General features: G+C 57.0%; 20 protein-coding genes. 12 read left to right on the forward strand and 8 right to left on the reverse strand.

The annotated features are described in order from the left end of the window. Window positions 1-155: 155 nt before the first annotated feature. The 4 genes from AC07VR_RS18865 to AC07VR_RS18880 form a co-directional block, all read right to left on the reverse strand. Complete coding sequence (locus tag AC07VR_RS18865) at window positions 156-341, reverse strand: DUF2474 domain-containing protein (RefSeq protein WP_494994142.1); 186 nt, start codon at window positions 339-341, stop codon at window positions 156-158. Beyond that, window positions 328-1,344 (reverse strand): cytochrome d ubiquinol oxidase subunit II, encoded by a 1,017-nt coding sequence (gene cydB, locus AC07VR_RS18870; protein ID WP_495012168.1) that lies wholly within the window; start codon window positions 1,342-1,344, stop codon window positions 328-330. Before cydB ends, AC07VR_RS18865 begins: the two co-directional genes overlap by 14 nt. A 15-nt stretch (window positions 1,345-1,359) precedes the next feature. Further along, the gene (locus AC07VR_RS18875) at window positions 1,360-2,781 is read right to left on the reverse strand and encodes a cytochrome ubiquinol oxidase subunit I (RefSeq protein WP_494994144.1); all 1,422 of its coding nucleotides are present in this window, start codon (window positions 2,779-2,781) and stop codon (window positions 1,360-1,362) included. A gap of 131 nt (window positions 2,782-2,912) precedes the next feature. Then, window positions 2,913-5,237 (reverse strand): FdhF/YdeP family oxidoreductase, encoded by a 2,325-nt coding sequence (locus AC07VR_RS18880; protein ID WP_495012169.1) that lies wholly within the window; start codon window positions 5,235-5,237, stop codon window positions 2,913-2,915. A 437-nt stretch (window positions 5,238-5,674) separates the two neighbouring features. On the opposite strand from AC07VR_RS18880, the gene moaA reads away from it, so the two are divergent. Genes moaA through moaE form a run of 5 tightly spaced genes read left to right on the forward strand, consistent with a single transcriptional unit; the run spans window position 5,675 to window position 8,883 of the window. Then, complete coding sequence (moaA, locus tag AC07VR_RS18885; protein ID WP_494994291.1) at window positions 5,675-6,673, forward strand: GTP 3',8-cyclase MoaA; 999 nt, start codon at window positions 5,675-5,677, stop codon at window positions 6,671-6,673. Between the two features lie 44 nt (window positions 6,674-6,717). Then, window positions 6,718-7,617, forward strand: a complete 900-nt coding sequence (locus AC07VR_RS18890; protein ID WP_495012170.1) for a bestrophin family protein — start codon at window positions 6,718-6,720, stop codon at window positions 7,615-7,617. A 46-nt stretch (window positions 7,618-7,663) separates the two neighbouring features. Then, on the forward strand, window positions 7,664-8,170 hold the full coding sequence (moaC, locus tag AC07VR_RS18895; RefSeq protein WP_495012171.1) for a cyclic pyranopterin monophosphate synthase MoaC: 507 nt from the start codon (window positions 7,664-7,666) through the stop codon (window positions 8,168-8,170). Continuing rightward, window positions 8,167-8,418, forward strand: a complete 252-nt coding sequence (locus AC07VR_RS18900) for a MoaD/ThiS family protein (RefSeq protein WP_494994148.1) — start codon at window positions 8,167-8,169, stop codon at window positions 8,416-8,418. The genes moaC and AC07VR_RS18900 overlap by 4 nt, the downstream gene beginning before the upstream one ends. Window positions 8,419-8,421: 3 nt before the next feature. After that, the gene (moaE, locus tag AC07VR_RS18905; RefSeq protein WP_495012172.1) at window positions 8,422-8,883 is read left to right on the forward strand and encodes a molybdopterin synthase catalytic subunit MoaE; all 462 of its coding nucleotides are present in this window, start codon (window positions 8,422-8,424) and stop codon (window positions 8,881-8,883) included. 49 nt (window positions 8,884-8,932) lie between these two features. Here the strand turns inward: moaE and AC07VR_RS18910 are convergent, their stop codons facing one another. Continuing rightward, entirely contained in the window at window positions 8,933-10,138 is a 1,206-nt protein-coding gene (locus tag AC07VR_RS18910) for a molybdopterin molybdotransferase MoeA (protein ID WP_495012173.1), read from the reverse strand. Further along, a complete protein-coding gene (moaB, locus tag AC07VR_RS18915) occupies window positions 10,135-10,674 on the reverse strand; it encodes a molybdenum cofactor biosynthesis protein B (protein WP_494994151.1) in 540 nt (179 codons plus the stop codon). The genes AC07VR_RS18910 and moaB overlap by 4 nt, the downstream gene beginning before the upstream one ends. Window positions 10,675-10,925: 251 nt before the next feature. Here moaB and mobA point away from each other — a divergent pair, with 251 nt between their 5' ends. The 6 genes from mobA to AC07VR_RS18945 all read left to right on the forward strand — a co-directional run bounded on the left by mobA (window position 10,926) and on the right by AC07VR_RS18945 (window position 17,937). Further along, window positions 10,926-11,540, forward strand: a complete 615-nt coding sequence (gene mobA, locus AC07VR_RS18920) for a molybdenum cofactor guanylyltransferase MobA (protein ID WP_495012174.1) — start codon at window positions 10,926-10,928, stop codon at window positions 11,538-11,540. A gap of 110 nt (window positions 11,541-11,650) precedes the next feature. Further along, window positions 11,651-12,541 (forward strand): LysR family transcriptional regulator, encoded by an 891-nt coding sequence (locus AC07VR_RS18925; RefSeq protein WP_494994153.1) that lies wholly within the window; start codon window positions 11,651-11,653, stop codon window positions 12,539-12,541. Between the two features lie 15 nt (window positions 12,542-12,556). Continuing rightward, window positions 12,557-13,384, forward strand: a complete 828-nt coding sequence (gene fdhD / locus AC07VR_RS18930; protein WP_495012175.1) for a formate dehydrogenase accessory sulfurtransferase FdhD — start codon at window positions 12,557-12,559, stop codon at window positions 13,382-13,384. A 404-nt stretch (window positions 13,385-13,788) separates the two neighbouring features. After that, window positions 13,789-14,358 (forward strand): Hsp20/alpha crystallin family protein, encoded by a 570-nt coding sequence (locus tag AC07VR_RS18935; protein WP_495012176.1) that lies wholly within the window; start codon window positions 13,789-13,791, stop codon window positions 14,356-14,358. Window positions 14,359-14,691: 333 nt separating this feature from the next. Continuing rightward, complete coding sequence (gene ftsH / locus AC07VR_RS18940) at window positions 14,692-16,518, forward strand: ATP-dependent zinc metalloprotease FtsH (protein WP_494994156.1); 1,827 nt, start codon at window positions 14,692-14,694, stop codon at window positions 16,516-16,518. Between the two features lie 51 nt (window positions 16,519-16,569). Next, complete coding sequence (locus tag AC07VR_RS18945; protein ID WP_495012177.1) at window positions 16,570-17,937, forward strand: erythromycin esterase family protein; 1,368 nt, start codon at window positions 16,570-16,572, stop codon at window positions 17,935-17,937. 86 nt (window positions 17,938-18,023) lie between these two features. Here AC07VR_RS18945 and AC07VR_RS18950 read toward each other — a convergent pair whose 3' ends face one another. After that, the gene (locus tag AC07VR_RS18950) at window positions 18,024-18,695 is read right to left on the reverse strand and encodes a dienelactone hydrolase family protein (RefSeq protein WP_495012178.1); all 672 of its coding nucleotides are present in this window, start codon (window positions 18,693-18,695) and stop codon (window positions 18,024-18,026) included. Window positions 18,696-18,704: 9 nt separating this feature from the next. Further along, on the reverse strand, window positions 18,705-19,397 hold the full coding sequence (locus AC07VR_RS18955) for a phosphoribosyltransferase (protein WP_495012179.1): 693 nt from the start codon (window positions 19,395-19,397) through the stop codon (window positions 18,705-18,707). Between the two features lie 220 nt (window positions 19,398-19,617). Between AC07VR_RS18955 and AC07VR_RS18960 the strand changes: the two genes are divergently transcribed. Further along, a complete protein-coding gene (locus tag AC07VR_RS18960) occupies window positions 19,618-20,601 on the forward strand; it encodes a zinc-dependent alcohol dehydrogenase family protein (protein ID WP_494994160.1) in 984 nt (327 codons plus the stop codon). Window positions 20,602-20,642: the final 41 nt, after the last annotated feature.

The raw sequence follows: 20,642 nt of genomic DNA on the forward strand, positions 1-20,642 counted from the left end.
TGCGTGGTAACGCATCCCGGTGACGCTCTGCGTCACATGGACGCGGAGCGTCCAGGGCGGCATTCCCACGCAGAGCGCGGGAACGATCAAACGCAGACAAAAAAGTGCCCGGCGCGAGAGATCGCGCCGGGCATTCGTGGCATGAAATCATGCGATCAATGAGTGGTCATTCCGGCCATATGCATCATCAGCCGGAACAAGCTGGCCACTACCCCCAGTGCAATAACACTGCCGAACCAAATGGCGATCAACCAAAGAACCCGTCGATACCAAGGGGCGGATTCGCTTTGCGTAGCCGATACTTCAGCGGTCCGGACGTTTTCGCTGTCAATGGTAGCCATCGCCGATCCTCACTTTGCCGCGGAACACGTAGTAGCTCCAGCATGTGTACATCAGAATGATTGGCAGAATGAACAACGTGCCGATCAAAATGAACAACTGGCTTGAAGGCGGCGATGCGGCCTCCCACAAACTGATGGAGGGCGGTACGATATTCGGCCAGATGCTGAATGCCAGGCCGATATAACCCAGAAATACCAGCGCCAACGTGAACACAAAGGGCCAGTGAGAATGATATTGGCGTAACGTCCCAAGCAGCCCGAATAGCGCCAGCACACCGAGGATCAACAACCCGCCAAAGACCACGATATGCGCGTGTGTGAACCAGCGCGTCGCAATCTCGGGATGCAGCAACGGTGTCCATATACAGAGCACCGCCACCACCGCCGTCAGCACGAACGCCAGCGGTCGGGTGTAATGACGCATGCGTGACTCAAGCATGCCTTCGGTCTTGACCAGCAGCCAGGTACTGCCCAATAACGCGTAGGCGACGATCAGCCCCAGACCGCAGAACAATGGAAAGGGTGACAGCCAGTCCAGGGTGCCGCCTGCAAACTCACGATTGACCACCGGAATTCCAGCGATATAAGCGCCAATCACGATGCCTTGGCAAAACGTTGCCAGCAGTGAGCCACCGATAAAGGCCATATCCCAGATGTGGCGCTTTTCCGGGCTGGCCTTGAACCGGAACTCAAACGCCACGCCGCGAAATATCAACCCGGCCAGCATGAAAATCAGTGGCAGATACAACGCCTCCAGAATCACCGAGTAGGCCAAGGGAAACGCGCCGTAAAGTGCCGCCCCACCGAGTATCAGCCAGGTTTCGTTACCGTCCCAGACAGGCGCTACGGTGTTCATCATCACATCGCGTTCCTGCCTATCCGGGATGAGCGGGAACAGGATGCCCAACCCCAGATCGAACCCATCCATGATCACGTACATCATCACCCCAAAGGCAATGATGACGCCCCATATCAACGACAGATCTATACCTTGAATGCCCATGATCAATCCCCTTGCTCAGTTGACGTGATCGCCGGACGCGAACGTCTCGGCGACGGCGGACAGGGGGCGGCGTGGCGTACGCTCCTGACCGGGACCGCCCTGAGGCGGATGCTCGTGATGTGGCTGAGGGCCTTTGCGTACCAGCTTCATCATGTAACCGATGCCCACCGCGAAAACCGAGAAGTAAATCAATACAAACACCGCCAGCGAAACGCTGAGCTGCGTGACCGTGTGATTGGAAGCCGCATTGGCAGTGCGCAGAAGTCCATAGACGACCCACGGCTGACGGCCTACCTCGGTGGTGATCCAGCCCGCCAACATTGCTATCAGACCTGTAGGGCCCATGAACAACACCAGGCGCAGGAACAGGCGATTGCGGTACAGCGCGCCATTACGGCGTAAGGCAAGACCCAGCAAACCCGTGAGGATCATCAACATTCCAAGCCCGGCCATAATCCGAAAGCTGAAGAAAATGATGGTCGCGTTGGGACGGTCCTCTTTAGGGAAACTCTTGAGAGCAGGGATTTGTTTATCCAGGCTGTGAGTCAGGATGAGACTGCCCAGGTAAGGGACTTCTATCGCATAACGGGTCTTCTCGGCACCCATGTCCGGGATGCCGAACAGCACAAGTGGAGTCGGCTCATTACCGACGTTTTCCCAGTGCCCTTCAATGGCGGCAATTTTCGCCGGTTGATGTTCCAGGGTATTCAGACCATGGGCATCACCGACCACGGCCTGGATCGGAGCCACGATCAACGCCATCCACAACGCCATCGAAAGCATTTTGCGCACTTGAGGCGTGTCATGCTTACGCAGCAAATGCCAGGCCGCGGAAGACCCGACAAAGAACGCCGTTGCCACAAACGCAGCGATGGCCATGTGAGCCAGTCGGAAAGGGAACGACGGATTGAAGACGATGGCCAGCCAGTCCATCGGCATAATCCGGCCATCCACGATCGAGAAACCCTGTGGCGTCTGCATCCAGCTGTTGGAGGCCAGAATCCAGAAGGTCGAGATCAACGTACCGATGGCGACCATCACCGTGGCAAAGAAGTGCAGCCCGCGCCCTACCCGGTTCCAACCGAACAGCATCACCCCAAGGAAGCCTGCCTCAAGGAAAAACGCCGTCAACACCTCATACGTCAGCAATGGCCCGGTAATACTCCCGGCGAAGTCAGAAAAGCGGCTCCAGTTGGTGCCAAACTCGTAAGCCATGACCAGCCCGGAGACCACACCCATACCGAAGTTGACGGCAAAGATTTTCGACCAGAAGTGATAGAGGTCCTTGTAAACCGAGTTGTTGCTTTTCAGCCAGAGACCTTCGAGGACCGCCAGGAAACTGGCAAGCCCGATGGTGATGGCAGGAAATATGATGTGAAACGAGACCGTAAACGCGAATTGAATTCGCGCAAGGTCCAGCGCCTCCAGATTTAACATGACGATACCCTCATAGTGGCTCGATGCTCGTGCATACAAAGCCCGGCCGCAGTGAGCCTCACGGCTCGCAGCGAACAGATTTCCAATGATCTGGTGAGGCTGGGGCGGCAATCACGCCACCCCGGCCAGACTCAAGCGCCGAAGGACTGGATCAGGTTGCTGGCCTTCGCCTGCTCAAGGCGAATGGCGATGAACTTCGAGGTCGGCGTGTACGTGCGGTCGCCATAACTTTCCAGCGGCACCAACGGGTTGGTTTCCGGGTAATAGGCGGCGGCCTGACCGGGTGGAATGTCGTAGGCGATCAAGGTAAAGCCGGTCACTCGACGCTCGCGACCATCCCCCCACAGCGAGATCATGTCGACCTTTTGCCCCGGCTCGTAACCCAGTTTGCGAATGTCCTGCTCGTTGACGAATACGACATCGCGCATGCCGTAGACGCCGCGATAACGATCATCCAGTCCATACAAGGTGGTGTTGTACTGATCGTGGGAGCGCATGGTTTGCAGGATCAGATCCGGTTTCACGTCCAGGTTGCGCACGCCTTCGCTGACCAGGTGTTCCGGCAATACGCTGGGGGCAAACTGCGCTTTGCCAGTGGCGGTTTTCCAGATGCGTTTGGCGGCATCGTTGCCCAGGTGAAAGCCACCGGGGTGCAGCAACTTTTTATTGAAATCCTCGAAGCCGGGAATGGTGTCGGCAATCAGGTCACGGATGCGACCGTAATCTGCGATCGCCCAGAGCCAGTCAATGGGGTGTTTACCCAATGTTGCGTTGGCAATCCCGGCAATGATCGCCGGTTCCGAACGCATCAACGCGGACTTGGGTTTCAGTTGGCCGTGGGAAATGTGCACCATGCTGAAGGTGTCTTCCACCGTAACGCCTTGCGGCCCCTCCTCTTGCATGTCGATATCGGTGCGCCCCAGGCACGGCAAAATCAGGGCCTCGCGGCCGGTGACCAGATGGCTGCGATTGAGCTTCGTGGCGATGTGCACCGTGAGGTCGCAGTTGCGCAGTGCGGCATGAGTACGCGGGCTGTCGGGGGTCGCCTGGGCGAAGTTGCCGCCCAGGCCGATGAATACTTTCGAGCGCCCCTCTTCCATTGCAGCAATCGCCATCACCGTGTTGTGGCCGTGTTTGCGCGGAACCTTGAACGCAAAGCGCGCTTCCAGCGCGTCAATAAACTCAGGGGGTGCCAGCTCGTTGATGCCCATGGTGCGGTCGCCCTGCACGTTACTGTGCCCGCGCACCGGCGACAGCCCTGCACCCGGGCGACCGACATTGCCACGCAACAACTGCACATTGACGATCTCCTGGACGGTCGGCACCGAGTGGGTGTGCTGGGTCACCCCCATCGCCCAGCACATGATGACCCGCGTGGCTCTGCGGTACATGCGGGCAGCCAGTTCGATGTCCGCCAGAGTCAGGCCGGACTGTTCGACGATATGCTCCCAGGTCGTGGCGTCGACTTCGGCCAGGTAGGTCTCCAGGCCCGAGGTGTGCTCAGCGATGAACGCGCGGTCGAACACCGCCTCGCTGTTGTTCGCGAGCGCTTCACGCTCCCACTGCCACAGGAACTTGGCGATGCCGCGCATAGCCGCCATGTCGCCGCCCAATGCCGGACGAAAGTACGCGGACGAGGTGGGTTCGGAGCCGTTGGTGAGCATTTCCAGCGGATGCTGCGGGTGCTGGAAGCGTTCCAGACCCCGCTCTTTCAGTGGGTTGAAACAGATCACCTGCGCGCCCCGCTTCACCGCTTCGCGCAGTGGCTCAAGCATCCGTGGGTGGTTGGTGCCTGGGTTCTGGCCGATGACGAAAATGGCGTCGGCTTCCTCCAGATCATCGAACGTCACTGTGCCCTTCCCCACGCCGACGCTGTCACCCATGCCCAGGCCGCTCGCCTCGTGGCACATGTTCGAACAGTCAGGGAAGTTATTGGTGCCGTAGGCACGAACGAATAGCTGATAGAGGTAAGCCGCTTCGTTGCTGGCCCGGCCGGACGTGTAAAACTCGGCCTGATCAGGCGACGTCAGCCCTTTCAGGTGTTTGGCGATCAAGGCAAAAGCATCGTCCCAGCTGGTTTCGACGTAACGATCAGCGGAGGCGTCATAGCGCATGGGGTGAGTCAAGCGCCCTTGGTATTCGAGCCAATAGTCACTTTGCGCCGCCAGCGACGACACCGTGTATTTGTTGAAAAACGCCGGGTTGACCAGACGGCCGGTGGCTTCCCAGTTGACCGCTTTGGCGCCGTTTTCGCAGAACTTGACCATGCCACTCTCCGGCGATTCGCCCCACGCACAGCCCGGGCAGTCGAATCCGCCATTCTGGTTGGTCTTGAGCATGGCTCGAATATTCTTGAACGCATTTTCGCTGCCCAACCAGTTCCTGGTAACAGCAATCAGCGCGCCCCAGCCTGCGGCCGCCCCCTTATACGGTTTATAACGTTCAACTTCGCTCATGATACTTCTCCAAGACGTGCACGTAGGCGGTAGCCTGATGTCAAGTCATTGTTAATTTCTGTTTTTGTGCGCCTATAAAAATGCGACTTTATTTAGCGACAGGTTATTCGCATTCAATTACTTCACGGGCCCAATTCAGGGGTACGAAGCAAGACTATTCCGCGCATTACATGCCTGTCTAATTGCAAATAATGACCAGATCATCGAAAGGATCTATCAAGAAAATAATCACTAAAAATCAATCAATTACAAATTCAAGACAGCGAGAATCCGAGCCACTTCCTGCTCAATAGATTCCATTGATCAATCAGTTGTTAATAGTGATTAGACGGCCACTTTAAATGACCTTAGTCTTGGGTCATCAAGGCCCTATGTAACAGTGGTCTTCCAAAACCGGCGCCATGGCTGATACACCTGGATCGCTGATGGAGGTTGTGATGTCAGATCGAATTTTGATGGATAGTTTTTCTCGGCGAGTCGACTATCTCAGAATGTCTGTGACCGACCGGTGCGATTTCCGCTGTGTTTATTGCATGGCCGAGAACATGGAATTCTTGCCGCGACAACGAATATTGACGCTGGAAGAGATCTATCAGCTAGCTGAAAGCTTTGTGGCGCTGGGCACCCGAAAAATCCGCCTGACCGGTGGCGAACCGTTGATTCGCCCCGGCGTGGTAGCGCTGTGTGAACGCATTGCAGCGCTGCCGGGGCTGCGTGAACTGTGCATGACCACAAACGGTTCACAGCTGGGCAAGCTCGCGGCACCCTTGTTCGATGCGGGGCTCAAGCGCCTTAACATCAGTCTCGACAGCCTCGATACCCATCGCTTCCGCGAACTGACCCGCACGGGTGATCTGGCTAACGTCATCGCCGGTATTGACGCGGCGAATGCAGCAGGTTTTCAACATACCAAACTCAACTGCGTCGTCATGAAAGGGCGCAACGATCACGAGATAAACGATCTCGTTGGCTTTGCGATTGATCGTGGACTGGACATTTCCTTCATCGAAGAGATGCCACTGGGTGTAATCAGCGAGCACAGCCGTGCAGGGGCGTTCTTTTCAAGCGCGCACGTGCGCGAGCGTATTGCCGAACGCTACACGCTCATCGACTCCGCGGAATCGACCCAAGGCCCTTCGCGTTATTGGCGCCTGGCTGAGGCGCCGCATATTCGCCTGGGGTTTATCTCGCCCCACAGCCACAATTTTTGCGCTACCTGCAATCGTGTTCGGTTAACCGTCGAAGGCCGACTCCTGCTGTGCCTGGGCAATGAACATTCCGTCGACCTGAAGGAAGTGCTTCGCCGCCACCCAGGAGAGCCGGAGCGCCTGGAGAAGGCAATCATCGAGGCGATGAAAATCAAGCCGTACCGACACCACTTTGAACTCAATGATGACGTGCAAGTTGTCCGTTTTATGAACATGACGGGCGGATAGCCTGCCCGGCTTTCACATCATTATTCTCTAGAAGGCTGCTTCCCATGATCGTTAGAGCCAAACCTAATCTGATCAATGTTCTGATTTCACTCAAAGGCTCGATTGCCAAGCGTATCGCGCTGCGAAGCCTTCTGGTGACACTCCTGGCCTCCGCTATTGTCCTGGTCGAAACACTCCATCCTGCGTACTTCTCAAAGGTCAATGCCACCCCCTTCACGCTGTTGGGGTTATCACTTTCAATCTTCATGAATTTCCGTAACAACGCCTGCTACGACCGTTGGTATGAAGCGCGCAAAGCGCTGGGTGCGATGGTGATGGACGTACGCTCGATGATCCGGGAAACGCAGGTCATTAAAGACAAACAGCAACGCAGCATGATGTTGCGAAATCTCTGCGGGTTTGCCCATGCGCTGAACGCCAGACTTCGCAAAGAAGACGAGCTCAGTGCAGCGGGTACGTGGCTTAGCCAGTTACCCTCTTCAAATACACCTAACATCCCTGAAAGGATTCTGCGTCAAGTCGGCCAACAGTGCTCAACACTCGCCGAATCAGGCCACATCAGCGAATGGCGTTACACGCTGATGGCCAATCATTTGACCAATCTGACCACTACGCAAACGACCTGCGAGCGTATCAAAAGTACTCCACTCCCCTTCCCTTACACACTCTTGCTACACAGGACAATTTACATATTTTGCATTTTGTTGCCCTTTGCGATGGCCGAGCCACTGGGCTGGCTAACGCCAGTCTTCACCGCCATTGTGAGTTATACGTTTTTTGGGCTGGATGCTATTGGCGACGAACTGGAAGACCCCTTTGGTCAAGATGAAAACGACCTTCCAACGAATGCCATCGTGCGCAACATCGAACGTGAGGTGCTTGACGCCCTGGGTGCGACAGAACTCCCTCCCATACTTCAGCCCGTGGACTTCGTGCTGAACTGATTAGCACAACCTACTCATTAAGCACCCGCAGGGGTGGAGGATAAACATGAATGAATTCAAACAACCCGATTCCGGGACGCTGACTCATTTAGATGCCGAGGGCAGAGCCAATATGGTCGATGTCAGCGAAAAAGAGCCGACCAACCGTGAAGCTCAAGCACAGGCCTGGATACGTATGCGACCTTCTACGTTGAAACTTATCCAACACAATGGGCATCCCAAAGGTGATGTGTTTGCGGTCGCTCGAATCGCAGGGATCATGGCGGCGAAAAAAACCCATGAACTCATCCCTTTATGCCACCCATTGATGCTCAGCTCAATTCACATCGAGGTGAAGACTGTCGAGCCCGATAGCGTAAGAATTGTGAGCACCTGCCGACTTAACGGCAGAACAGGCGTTGAGCTGGAAGCTCTCACTGCTGCAAGTGTTGCGGCTCTGACTATCTACGATATGTGCAAAGCCGTCGACCGAGGGATGATCATTGATAGAATTCAGCTGCTCAAAAAACAGGGCGGAAGATCAGGTCACTTTGAAGCAGGTGCCGCTCAATGATTCTCATCAACTACTTTGCGCGTTATCGAGAGCAACTCGGTATTGGCGGAGAAAAAATTGCTCTGAACGCGTCATTGCGAAGCATTGACGATGTCAGAAAATTCCTGATCACCCGAGGAGAGGTTTGGGAGCAAGTACTCAGTGAAACCAGCCTCATGTGCGCGCTGAACCAGGAGTTATGTACACTCGGCGCCTCCATTGAAGAGTTCGATGAGATCGCCTTCTTCCCCCAAGTGACGGGTGGTTGAGTGATGACTATTCAGATCCAGGCTGAGGCGTTCAACTTAGGTGAACTGAATAGCAATTTGCACGCCGAAGACTATAGCGTTGGGGCAGTGGCGACCTTCGTTGGCTATGTCCGTGATATCAATCAGGGGGAAAAGGTAAGCAACCTCTTCCTGGAGCATTATCCAGGAATGACAGAGCGGTCATTACAACTCATCGTCGACCAGGCCAATGAAAGGTGGTCTATTCAAAAAGTGAAAATAGTTCACCGCGTGGGTCTTTTGAACGTCGGCGACCCCATCGTGTTTGTCGGAGTTGCCAGCGAACATCGACAGGCTGCCTTTGATGCCTGCGCCTTTTTAATGGACTCTCTGAAAACACGAGCACCCTTCTGGAAACGTGAAGAAACCCGATCCGGTGACCGTTGGGTATGCAGTAGAGAGAGTGATCGGCTGGCAGCAAGTCGCTGGGAAGGTAGTGATGAGTGAGCAAAAGGAATCCACCCCGTCCAAATGGCTGAGGGGTGGATGGGGCGCTCTAAAACAAGTCGCAGAACGGAATAAACCGTGCCGTGTCACCTGCCTGCAGCGCACAGCCCTCCAGAATCTCGACCAAGCCATCAGCCCAGGATGCGCCCAGCAACACGCCTGAACTCTGGTTCGGATAGAGTACGGCTCGCCCCTCCTCCAATTTGGCTCTCAGGTACTCCCTGCGGCCTCCTGCTTTAGGCCAGTCAAAACCGACGCTAATCGGGAAGCTCAATGGTGTGACGTCTTCGACACCCTGGATGCGCAACACGTAAGCCCGGGCCAATAGCCCAAAAGTCACTAGAGCCGACGTCGGGTTTCCTGGCAGACCGATGACCGGCACTGTGCCAAAGTGTCCCACCGTCAGTGGCTTACCCGGCTTTATGGACAGCTTCCAGAACAACGGTTTACCGCATTCACGCAGCACCTGCCCGAGACAATCGGCGTCACCTGCGGACACGCCACCGGTGGTGAGTATCAAGTCCGCATTGTGTTGCAACTGTTCGAGTTTGAGGCGCGTCTGCTGCGGCCGGTCGGGGAGAATACCTGCATCGATTACGTCGCAACCCAATGCACTTAACCAGTGGCTCAGTAAGGTGCGATTGCTGTTGTAGATACAGCCGGGCTTCAAGGGCATACCCGGTTCGGCCAGTTCATCGCCTGTGGAGAGCAGCGCGACCCGTGGGCGCCGTACGACATGCACATGCGTACATCCCTGCGCCGCTGCGATGGCCAACTCGAAAGGTCCCAGTCGTTTGCCGGCAGGGAGCAAAACCTGCCCGACACGGTTCTCCTGGCCTTGCGGTCGAATATTCTGGCCAACTGTCAGTGACTGGTTGAAGCTGACGCGGCCATCATCCAAAAGCTCGACGTTCTCCTGCATCTCTACACTGTTGGCACCCTCGGGGACAGGCGCTCCGGTAAAGATTCGTACACAGGTCCCCGGTAGCAACGCTTCGGGGGCCTGACCGGCAAAAATTCGTTGGGATACGGCTAGTGGCTGTCCGCTCCAGTCGTCCACATTCAAGGCATAACCGTCCATGGCACTATTCGGCCAAGGCGGAAGATCCAGGGTCGCCACCAGGTCACTGGCCAGCACCCGTTGCCGTGCATCACTCAGCTGTACTGACTCGCTATCATCGAGACGTTGGGCCTCAGCCATGGCCAGCAGCCTGGCGATGGCCTCCTCCACAGGCATCAGCGGTGACTGACTCATCCCCGTGACCCGCAGACTTGCACAGGCTTGAGGTGCGGCACGAAATTGCACGGCCTGTGGCGTGCATCCAACTGCTCGGCAAGAATGCCTTCCCACGCGGTTCGACAGGCGCCAGTAGAACCTGGCAGGCAGCACACCAGTGTGCCGTTGGCCAGTCCGGCCAAGGCCCGGCTCTGTACAGTGGACGTGCCAATATCGAGGATAGAAATCGCCCGAAACAACTCTCCAAAGCCGTCAATTTGTTTATCCAACAAACAGGTCACCGCCTCAGGTGTACTGTCGCGGCCAGTGAATCCGGTGCCCCCGGTAATCAGCACGACCTGAATCCCCTCGTCGGCAATCCAGCTTGCGACCTGTGCCCGGATTTTGTACAGGTCATCCTTGAGCAAGTTGCGTTCACTCAGGGTGTGGCCCGCTTCCAGTAATCGACTGACCAGCAATTGCCCAGAGGTATCATTGGCATATTCACGGGTATCACTGACGGTCAGCACGGCAATATTCAACGGTACAAATAACGCATCCGACTTAACGCTCATGTCATTCTCCGGCAGGCAATAATGAAAACAATTGCTAGAGGCTAAAGCGCTAAAACGGTCACTGTCTAATCACTCTGGCCGACCAGATTATCGAGCGCGTCTATCGAAGGTTTTTTCATCCACAGTGATTCCTTATTCTAATTAAATTCGGTTTTGATAGAGTCAATCGATCGATCATTAAATACTTCTGATTGGACTGACAAGATAAACAGTGAGATCGTCTGCTCACCCAACTATCCGTGTTTTTAATCATGACACTTACCTGCTCTACTGCAGCTTCATCTGTACCCTGCTCAGTGCTACTACTTGCTGGCGGGCGCGGGGCGCGTATGGGGGGACGGGATAAAGGGCTGCTGCCCTGGAAAGGGAAGCCGCTCATCGCGCATGTACACGCTGTAGTACGACCCTTCACCGATGACTTGATCATCTCCTGCAACCGTAATGAAAAAAGTTATCGAGCCTATGCCGATCAATTGGTCGAGGACTCACAAAGGGATTTCCCGGGACCTCTGGCGGGAGTCCTGGCCGGACTGGCTGTTGCGCACCATCCGTGGCTACTGATTCTCGCCTGCGACGCACCGAACATTGACGCGCCGCTGATCAGGGCTCTGTTAGAGGCGCGCCCTGCGACGGGTTCAGCGTTGATGGTGCAGCAGGCCGGGCAATGGCAACCCATGTTCAGCTTGATTCCCAAGGTGCTGCTACAGGGTTTGCAGCAAGACTGGGATGAGGGAGAGCGAAGCCTGTTACGCGCGCTGTTGAAACGTGACCCGAGGGCGTTGTCGTGCGCCTCGGACGACTCGCGCCTATGTAATTTCAACACCCCGGAACTGCTTTGCGAAACGCTATCTGCGTCATTTGAATAAGTTCACACTGTTTCCTCCAAAGGGTCGGTTCGGGACTTTTCAAACAATCCATGCGTCCTGGACTCCTGTGTTAATACTTACATCACATACTTCCCTCAGCAGGTGCCATCGTGGACATCAAACAACTCAAGTTCCTGATTGCGCTGGAACAGACTCGACACTTCGGGCAGGCCGCTGCTCGTTGCCACATTACTCAGCCGACGCTGTCCATGCGCTTGCGCAATCTTGAAGATGAACTGGGTCTGGAGCTGGTCACCCGAGGCCAGCGCTTTGAAGGTTTCACCCAGGCGGGTGAACGCGTGCTGGCATGGGCGAGAACATTGCTCGCCGCACATGACGGGCTGTTCGCCGAAGCCGCCGCGTGTCGCGGTCAGTTAGTCGGCAATTTGCGTCTGGGTCTGGTGCCTCTCAGCGGCTTTAATCCCATCAGCTACGTTCAGGGGCTTTCCCATACGTTCCCAGAGCTCAAATTCAGCCTGTCATCCATGAGCTCAGACCGAATCATCGAAGGCATAGGTAACAACCAACTGGATCTGGGCATCTGTTATCTCGATCATGTGAGTCCGGACTATCTGGATTTTTTCGAAATAGGAGAGACCCGCGTCGGCTTGCTGTACGACACTCGCCACTTCCATTTCGAAGGAACAGAAATGAGCTGGGAAGATGCCGCCGAGCTGCCATTGGGGACGATCAGCAATGGCATGCACTATCGAAAATCCGTTGATCTGAGTTTCCGCAGCCGCGGGCTAGACCCACAGCCAATACTCGAAACCGACTCGACTTATCAGTTGTTCCAGGCGATTCACGAAGGTTTTTGCTGCTCGATCATGCCGCTGAACAATGGTCTGGAAAACCCGATTGAGAATCTGGCCTTTATCAACCTTCCAGATGCAAGTGTTCTCGCGCCACTGGGTCTCGTGATGCGCAAAACCGAACCTCGCTCGGCAATCGCCGAGAAGTGTTTTGCTGAAGCCAGAAAACTATTTGCCGCAAAGAGCTGATTCGAGGGTTTTGTCATGTCTTGCCGAGTCGAACAATCATCTGAGCAAAGCGATGCGAATGCACCTGCGCCAAAGCCTCTGAACGTCACCTATCGAGAATACGATACGCGCGCACCCGTCTCCCAGGCTGCGTTAGCGTCCGAGATCGCCCTGGCCATTACGTACAACGGACTGAGCCAGGCCGTGATGATGGTTTCACCCGGCAATATCGAGGATTTCATCCGGGGTTTCAGCGTGAGTAACGATATTGTTGAAAATCTGAACGAAATCCACGACATCCGTCTCTCGCACTTCGACCAGGCCTGTCAGGCGGATGTACAGATCTCCAGTCGCGCCTTCTGGGCACTGAAGAATCATCGCCGGCAAATGGCGGGTACCAGTGGTTGCGGGTTGTGTGGTGTGGAAGCGCTGGAGCAGGCACTTCCGCAACTGGACATTCTGGAGCCTGTTCCCCTCCCTCTCGCGGAACACTTCAGCGGACTGCGTGAGCGCATCGAACAGGCTCAAATAATGGCACGCAGCAGTGGCGCGCTGCATGCGGCGCTGTACTTCGACACTCACGGCTCGGCGCTCTTGTGCCGCGAAGATATCGGCCGCCACAACGCGCTGGATAAATTGATAGGCGCTATGCAGCATGCACAGATCGATGCACGTTGTGGCTTCACGGTAGTGACTAGCCGCTGCAGCCTGGAGCTTATTCACAAAGCGGTAAGGGCGAAGTTTGGCACGCTGGTCAGCTTGTCGGCACCCACCGCATTGACCGTGCAGTGGGCAATCAAGCACCGCCTCAACTTGATCCACGTCCCCCACCGAAGCGCGCCACGGATTTACAGCCCTGTTTAACGTCTCCACCTACAGTTCACCCCGACACCGGCACTCACCAACAGGCTTCACCAGCATGCGCACTCCAGCGTTGCACTCTTTAGAGCGCTCCACTCGACTGCAACGCTTCTGCGAAGCCCCTGGCGAATCAACAAAACGATCTGATTTTTTGAAGCCCGCTATCCGCTCGTCGCGTTTTTCTCGCCTGCCTCCCCGTTGGAATGATCCAGACCTCTGGCGCGCCTATGCTTATAAGTGCAAAAGGAGTTTATATACCCGTACCACAAGCAGCATTCGCTACCTGGATACGGTGGCGGGGAATCTGACGCCACAGGGCGTTGATATCCCCTGATTGCCTCTCTCGACGTGGACATGCGACCCGGACATTCGCAGTCCAGCTCGAGTCATCCAAGAGGAGAAATGATATGTCTACCGTTAAAAAAATGCCGATCAGCACCGAACAGAAGACCAGCCAGCCATCAGTGAGCAAGGATCTCTGGCGTCCCTTCGACGCGCTGCGCCAACAGGTCGACAATTTGTTCGAAGACTTCGGTCGAGGCTCGGCGCTTTCGCCGCTCGGCCGTAGCCTCTTCGATGTCGAGCCGTTCAGCCGCGGCCTCTTTGATGTCGAGCCATTCTGGAATCGGGAGATGAGCGGTCGTGGCATGCCCGCCGTGGACATTGCCGAGCAGGATAAAAGCTACGAAATCACCGCCGAACTTCCCGGTATGGATGAGAAGGACATTGAGATCAAACTGTCCAATGGCAGCCTGATCATCAGAGGCGAAAAGAAAGCAGACAGGGAAGAACAGAGGAAGGGCTATCACCTCACTGAACGCAGCTACGGCTCATTCGAGCGGGTCTTCAACCTGCCCAAAGGGGTCGATGTCGACAAGATCGACGCGCATTTCAGCAAAGGCTTGCTGACGGTGGCTCTGCCGAAAAAAGCCGAGGCCATAAAACCGGAAAAAATTGTGCGAATTAAAGCCGACTAAAACCGCGTGCCCATTGGCCCCTTGCCAGAAAAACCTGGCAAGGGGCTTTTTCTGGGTTTCCCCTTTGCAGGCGCTGGCGCAGCCTGCGATCTTTTCAGCACTCACCCAGGATCGCGTTCTGACCGAGGATCAAAAGATCGTCCGTACACGGCCCGAACCTTCGGCAGCTGCTGCGGGCAAACCACAGGGCGCCCGCTCGATATACATAAAACTGATCGACTGACAGCAGGTCTAAAATTTTAACCAATACTCAAGTGTAGGGCGCAGAACGACTCTGCGTAGCACTGCACAGGGTCGTTGCTCACATGCATCGTTCACTCTCGAGCCCAGACCATGAAGAAGACCGATCAGTGGAATTTTTCATACTTCCTCATCACCTTCGTCGCGTTGACACTGGCGCAGTTCCTGTTTGCCGGACGCGCTGCCGTCGAGTCGATCCCTTACAGTCAGTTCCTGCAGTTGCTGAACGAGCATAAGGTCAGCGAGTTGAGCATCACCAAGGACCAAATCAACGGCAAGCTGCAAGAGCCTATCAACGGTCATAACCTGTTCAGCACAGTGCGGGTCGACCCAACCCTGGCGGCAGAACTCGCTCAATCAGACGTCGGTTTTTCCGGTGTCAACGAAAACACCTTTCTGGGCAATCTGCTCGGCTGGTTCCTGCCCTTTATCATGATCATGGGCGTCTGGCTTTTTCTGTTTCGCGGCCTTGCCGAGAAGCAGGGCCTTGGTGGCCTGATGAGTGTCGGCAAGTCGCGGGCCAAAGTATTCGTCGAACGCGATACGGGCGTGACCTTCGCCGATGTAGCCGGTATTGACGAAGCCAAGGCCGAGCTGGTGGAAATTGTCTCGTTTCTGAAAGACAAGGCCAGGTACACCCGCTTGGGTGCCCACATCCCCAAAGGGACTTTGCTGGTTGGCCCTCCCGGAACCGGTAAAACCCTGGTCGCCAAGGCCATCGCCGGTGAAGCCGGGGTTCCGTTTTTCTCCATCTCCGGCTCCGAGTTCGTCGAGATGTTCGTCGGCGTTGGCGCCGCCCGGGTCCGCGACTTGTTCGAACAGGCTCGTCAGGCGGCACCCTGCATCATTTTCATTGACGAACTGGATGCCCTGGGAAAGATGCGGGGGATCGGTGCGTTCGGTGGCAACGACGAAAAAGAGCAGACACTCAACCAACTGCTGGCGGAGCTCGATGGCTTCGATCCCCGCGAAGGCGTGGTTCTGCTGGCCGCCACCAATCGTCCGGAAGTCCTCGACCCGGCGCTGCTGCGGGCCGGCCGCTTCGATCGTCAGATCGTCATTGATCGCCCGGACCGCAAGGGCCGGTTCGAGATTCTCAAAGTGCATATCAAGAAAATCACCGTTGAGCTCAGCGTCGACTGCGGGCGCATTGCCGAGATCACTACCGGCTTCACCGGCGCGGACCTGGCGAATCTGATCAATGAAGCCGCTATCGTCGCAACCCGTCGCGGTGCCCAGGCGGTCAGCCTCGATGATTTCACCGCTGCGGTGGAGCGTATCGTCGCCGGAGTGGAGCGCAAGAGCAGCTTGCTGCAGCCACAAGAACGTCTGGTGGTCGCCTATCACGAAATGGGCCATGCGCTGGCCGCCAGCACCTTGCCGGGAATGGATCCGGTGCACAAGGTCTCGATCATTCCCCGCGCTATCGGGTCGTTGGGCTATACCCTGCAACGCCCGACCGAAGATCACTTTCTGATCAGTTGTCAGATGCTCAAGGACCGCATCGCAGTGTTGATGGCCGGGCGGGCCGCCGAGTACATCGCCTATGGCCAGATCTCCACGGGAGCGGCGGACGACTTGACCCGGGCGACCGATATCGCCCGGCAACTGATTACCCGCTTCGGCATGAGTACGGAGCTCGGGCAGTCGGTGCTGGAGCGACAGACCCCCACTTTCCTGGGCGAACACATGTTGAATCGGGGGGAGAAGGATTACTCGGAACAAACCGCGCGGGAAATCGATCTCGGCATCAGAGCCCTGCTCGATGAAGCCTACAGTCGCGCCAAGGCGTTGCTTGAGGACCGTAGGGCTGATCTGGATGCCGGCGCCAGACTCTTGCTGGAAAAGGAAACCCTGACGCCTGAAGAATTCCCCGCGCTAATGCCCCTCAAGTCAGCGCTGCCCCGGCAGTCGACGTGATGCCCCAGAGCGCTGCACGTCGGGCAATCCACTCTCATCGGAATGACGCTCATGAGCCCATCTTTCCAGGACTTCTCGAAGAAACTTCCCGGCTCCCGTGCCAACGGGGTGCAGACCTCCATTGTCCCCTTGTTACGCCAGTACGCTGAGGAGCTGCCGGCGTTGAATTCGCAGACCTTCGGCGAGATGTTCGACCGTTACGCCGATGCTCGTGTGGTGATGATCGGTGAGGCCAGCCATGGCACCAGCGACTTCTATCGAACCCGGGCGGCCATCACCCAACGGCTGATTGAGCAGCATGGGTTCAATATTGTTGCCGTCGAAGCGGACTGGCCGGATGCGGGCCACGTTGACCGTTACGTCCGCGGGCTGGCGCCTTCGGCCTGGAAACGTCATATCTTCAGCCGATTCCCGACCTGGATGTGGCGCAATACCGATGTGAGGGCTTTCGCCCACTGGCTTCATCAGCACAACAGCCAGAAAGCCTCCGAGCTGCGTGTCGAGTTTCGCGGGTTGGACGTTTACAGTTTGCGCAATTCCATTCGCGAGGTCTTGAACTACCTGGACCTGGGCGACCCTCAGCTTGCGCACGAAGCACGACAGCGTTATGGCTGTCTGACACCCTGGCAGGATGATCCTGCGCTATATGGCCATTTTGTCGAGCGCGGCGGCGTCATGCCTTGTGAGCAAGCGGTGATCGAGCAGCTCAATGCCATATTGGCCGAACAAATGGCCGGGCTTATCCAGGACGACGAAGCTTTCTTCAATGCCACGCAAAACGCCCAGGTCGTTCGGGCGGCGGAACAATACTACCGAGCGATTTATCGAGGCTCGACCACCTCCTGGAACCTGCGTGACAGGCATATGTTCGACACCTTGTGTGCGCTGCTCGAGCATCGTGGCCCTCAAGCCAGGGCCGTGGTGTGGGCGCACAACTCCCATATCGGCAATGCCGCCGCCACACAGATGGGCTGGAAGGGCCAGTTCAATATCGGTCAGCTGTGCCGCAGCGCCTATGGGCGCGACGTCGTGCTGATCGGCATGAGCACCGACCGCGGCCAGGTGGCGGCGGCCGATGACTGGGATGGCGACATGCACATCAAGGACATCCGGCCATCTCGAACGGACAGTTGGGAGTATCAGTTCCTTGAGGCGGGCATCGCTGCGTCATTGACCGACTGGCGCGATCCTCAGCGAGAAGCGTTGCGCCAGGCCCTCAGCGAGCCACTGCTGGAGCGGGCCATTGGGGTGATTTACCGACCTGAAAGCGAGCTCGCCAGCCACTACTTCCAGGCGGTGCTGGCCGAGCAATTCGACGCCATGGTCTGGATTGAACAGACGCAACCGGTGACCGCACTGCACCTGCCGAAAAGCCAGGAACTGGAACCGGAGGACGAAACCTTTCCGTTTGGTGTGTGATATCCGCACACCTGTAGGAGCACGACTTGCCGGCGATGGCGTCCTTGAGATCGCCATCGTCGGCAAGCCGTGCTCCAAGGTTTGGCTCATTCGGGCGTTTTTTTTGCCGGCGTGTGCAGATACACCTCAAACCAGTCGCCAGCCAGGCTGGCGACTTTCTCCAGGGCTCCTGGTTCTTCAAAAAGGTGGGTGGCTCCGGCGATGACGTCCAGCCGGTGCTCACACTGCAGGGCCAGGGCGCTTTGGCGGTTAAGGCCAAGCACCGTCGGGTCCTGATCTCCGACGATTTGTAAGGTGGGTGCCTTCACCAGGGCCAGCGCTGCCCCGGCCAGGTCGGTCCGCCCTCCCCGGCTGACCACGGCATGCACCACGTCCGGGCGCAGCGCCGCTGCCAACAACGCCGCTGCGGCCCCGGTGCTCGCGCCGAACAGCCCGATGCGCAACGATTTCAATTCAGCCCTGTGCCCTATCCAGTCGATCACACCCACCAGTCGTCTGGAGAGCAGCGCGATATCAAAGCGCAACTCTCCGGTCAGGTAGTCCACGTGTTGTTCCTGCTCGGTGAGTAGATCGAACAGCAGCGTGCCCAGACCGCGCTGGGCCAGAGATTGTGCAACCTGCTGGTTACGTGGGCTCGAGCGACTGCTGCCACTGCCATGGACGAACACCACCAATCCGCCTGCGGCTGCAGGCAAACGCAAATCAGCGGCTAACTCGACGTCCGCCAGTTCCAGATTGCGACGCTGTGGCTTTAGCATTGGACTGCCTTAAGGCACTCCCTGCCCCGAATTCGATTCGCGTTGCCAGGCGCGTTGCAACAAATCAATAACCTCTTCGTCCGGGGTCTGGGAAAAATCCGCGTACCAACTGCCGATCGACATCAGCCATTCGGGGGTGAGCGGGCAAACCAGCTCATCCACTTCGCTACGCAGCGCCTCCGCGGTCTCCAGTGGCGCCACCGGTACAGCGACAACGATGCGTGCCGGTTTTTGCAGGCGCACGGCGTGTACTGCGGCCATCATTGAAGCCCCTGTGGCCAGCCCGTCATCGATCAGAATCACCACCTGGTCTTGCAACGCCACGGGCGGACGCGTTGCCCGGTAGATGCGCTCGCGGCGCAGCAGCTCCTGCGCTTCCCGTGCGGCCACGGCCTCGAGTGTGCGTTGATCAATGTGGTTAGCCCGTAGCGCATCCTCATTCACTATTTGTATGCCACCGCTGGCAATGGCACCCATGGCGAACTCCTGGTGAGAAGGAACGCCGAGCTTGCGGACCAGCATCAGGTCCAGGCGAACCTCCAGGGCTGTGGCCACTTCATAGGCCACCGGGACACCCCCTCGGGGCAAGGCGAGGACAATGACATCGGGTTTTGCGCTGTATTTAAGCAGCGGCTCCACCAGGCTACGACCGGCAGCAGCCCGGTCATGCAAGGTCGTTTGCTGAGAGGAATAATGAATCATTTAATAACCTCCTCCAGGTGGTATGCCCCCGATACCGGCTTCATACATACCCACATAGTGTTTGACTGATGCGTCCAAGCCTATGTTCCCCGGTTACGCGAGCATTGACGGCCGCAGCGATGTGCGGCGCTTACCACCGTAGCCTCCGGTCCCCAGGGTTCTCGTTCGGTCTGCTCCTGCGAACTACAGTGATTAATATCACTTACTCTGGAGAATGGTCATGCGCGCCATGGTTTTACATTCCCCTGGTCAGCCGTTGCAGTTGGAAGAGCGTCCAGTCCCGACACCTGCCCCCCATCAATTGCTGATCAAGGTGCTGGCCTGCGGTGTCTGCCGTACTGATCTGCACCTGTTCGACGGCGAGCTCCCTCAAGCGGTGCTGCCGCGGGTTCCGGGGCATGAAATTGTTGGTCAGGTCGTGGCGGTCGGCTCGCAAGTGGCACCTTACTGGATCGGCAGACGGGTCGGCGTTCCCTGGTTAGGCTGGGCCTGCGGACACTGTGCTTTCTGCCTGGCAGGACGGGAGAACCTGTGTAATCGGGCACTTTTCACGGGGTGTCAGCTCGATGGAGGTTATGCCGACTACGTCCTCGCCGATGCGCGCTTTTGCCTCACCATTCCAGCCGCGCTGCCGCCTGTCGAGGCTGCTCCGTTGCTGTGTGCCGGGCTGATTGGTTATCGCGCCTTGCGGCTGGCGGGGACAGCGCGGCGACTGGGTCTCTATGGTTTTGGCGCCGCCGCTCATCTGGTCATACAAATCGCGCTAACACGTGGCCAGCAGGTGTATGCCTTCACCCGCCCTGGCGACACACAAGGCCAGGATTACGCCAGAAAACTGGGCGCTGTCTGGGCCGGGTCTTCAGAACAACCGCCACCGCAACCGCTGGACGCCGCGCTGATATTCGCCCCCGTCGGGGCCTTGATACCACTGGCCCTTGCCGCGACGATCAAGGGCGGCTGTGTGATCTGCGCCGGCATTCATATGAGTGATATTCCGGCTTTTCCCTATCAACTGCTGTGGGGTGAACGAGTACTGCGTTCGGTGGCCAATCTGACCCGCGAGGACGGCAAGGCGTTCTTCGCCGAATTTCGTCATACCCCCATTCGCTCCCATGTCACCTGTTTTGCTCTGAAAGATGCCAATACCGCCCTCGCCTGCCTGCGACAAGGACAGTTCAAAGGGGCGCTCGTACTGACGCCCTGAACGCCAGTCAGTTACCGGGCGCTTCATCCCCGACCACACGT

This window comes from Pseudomonas sp. GW821-FHT02H09 (assembly GCF_059421425.1).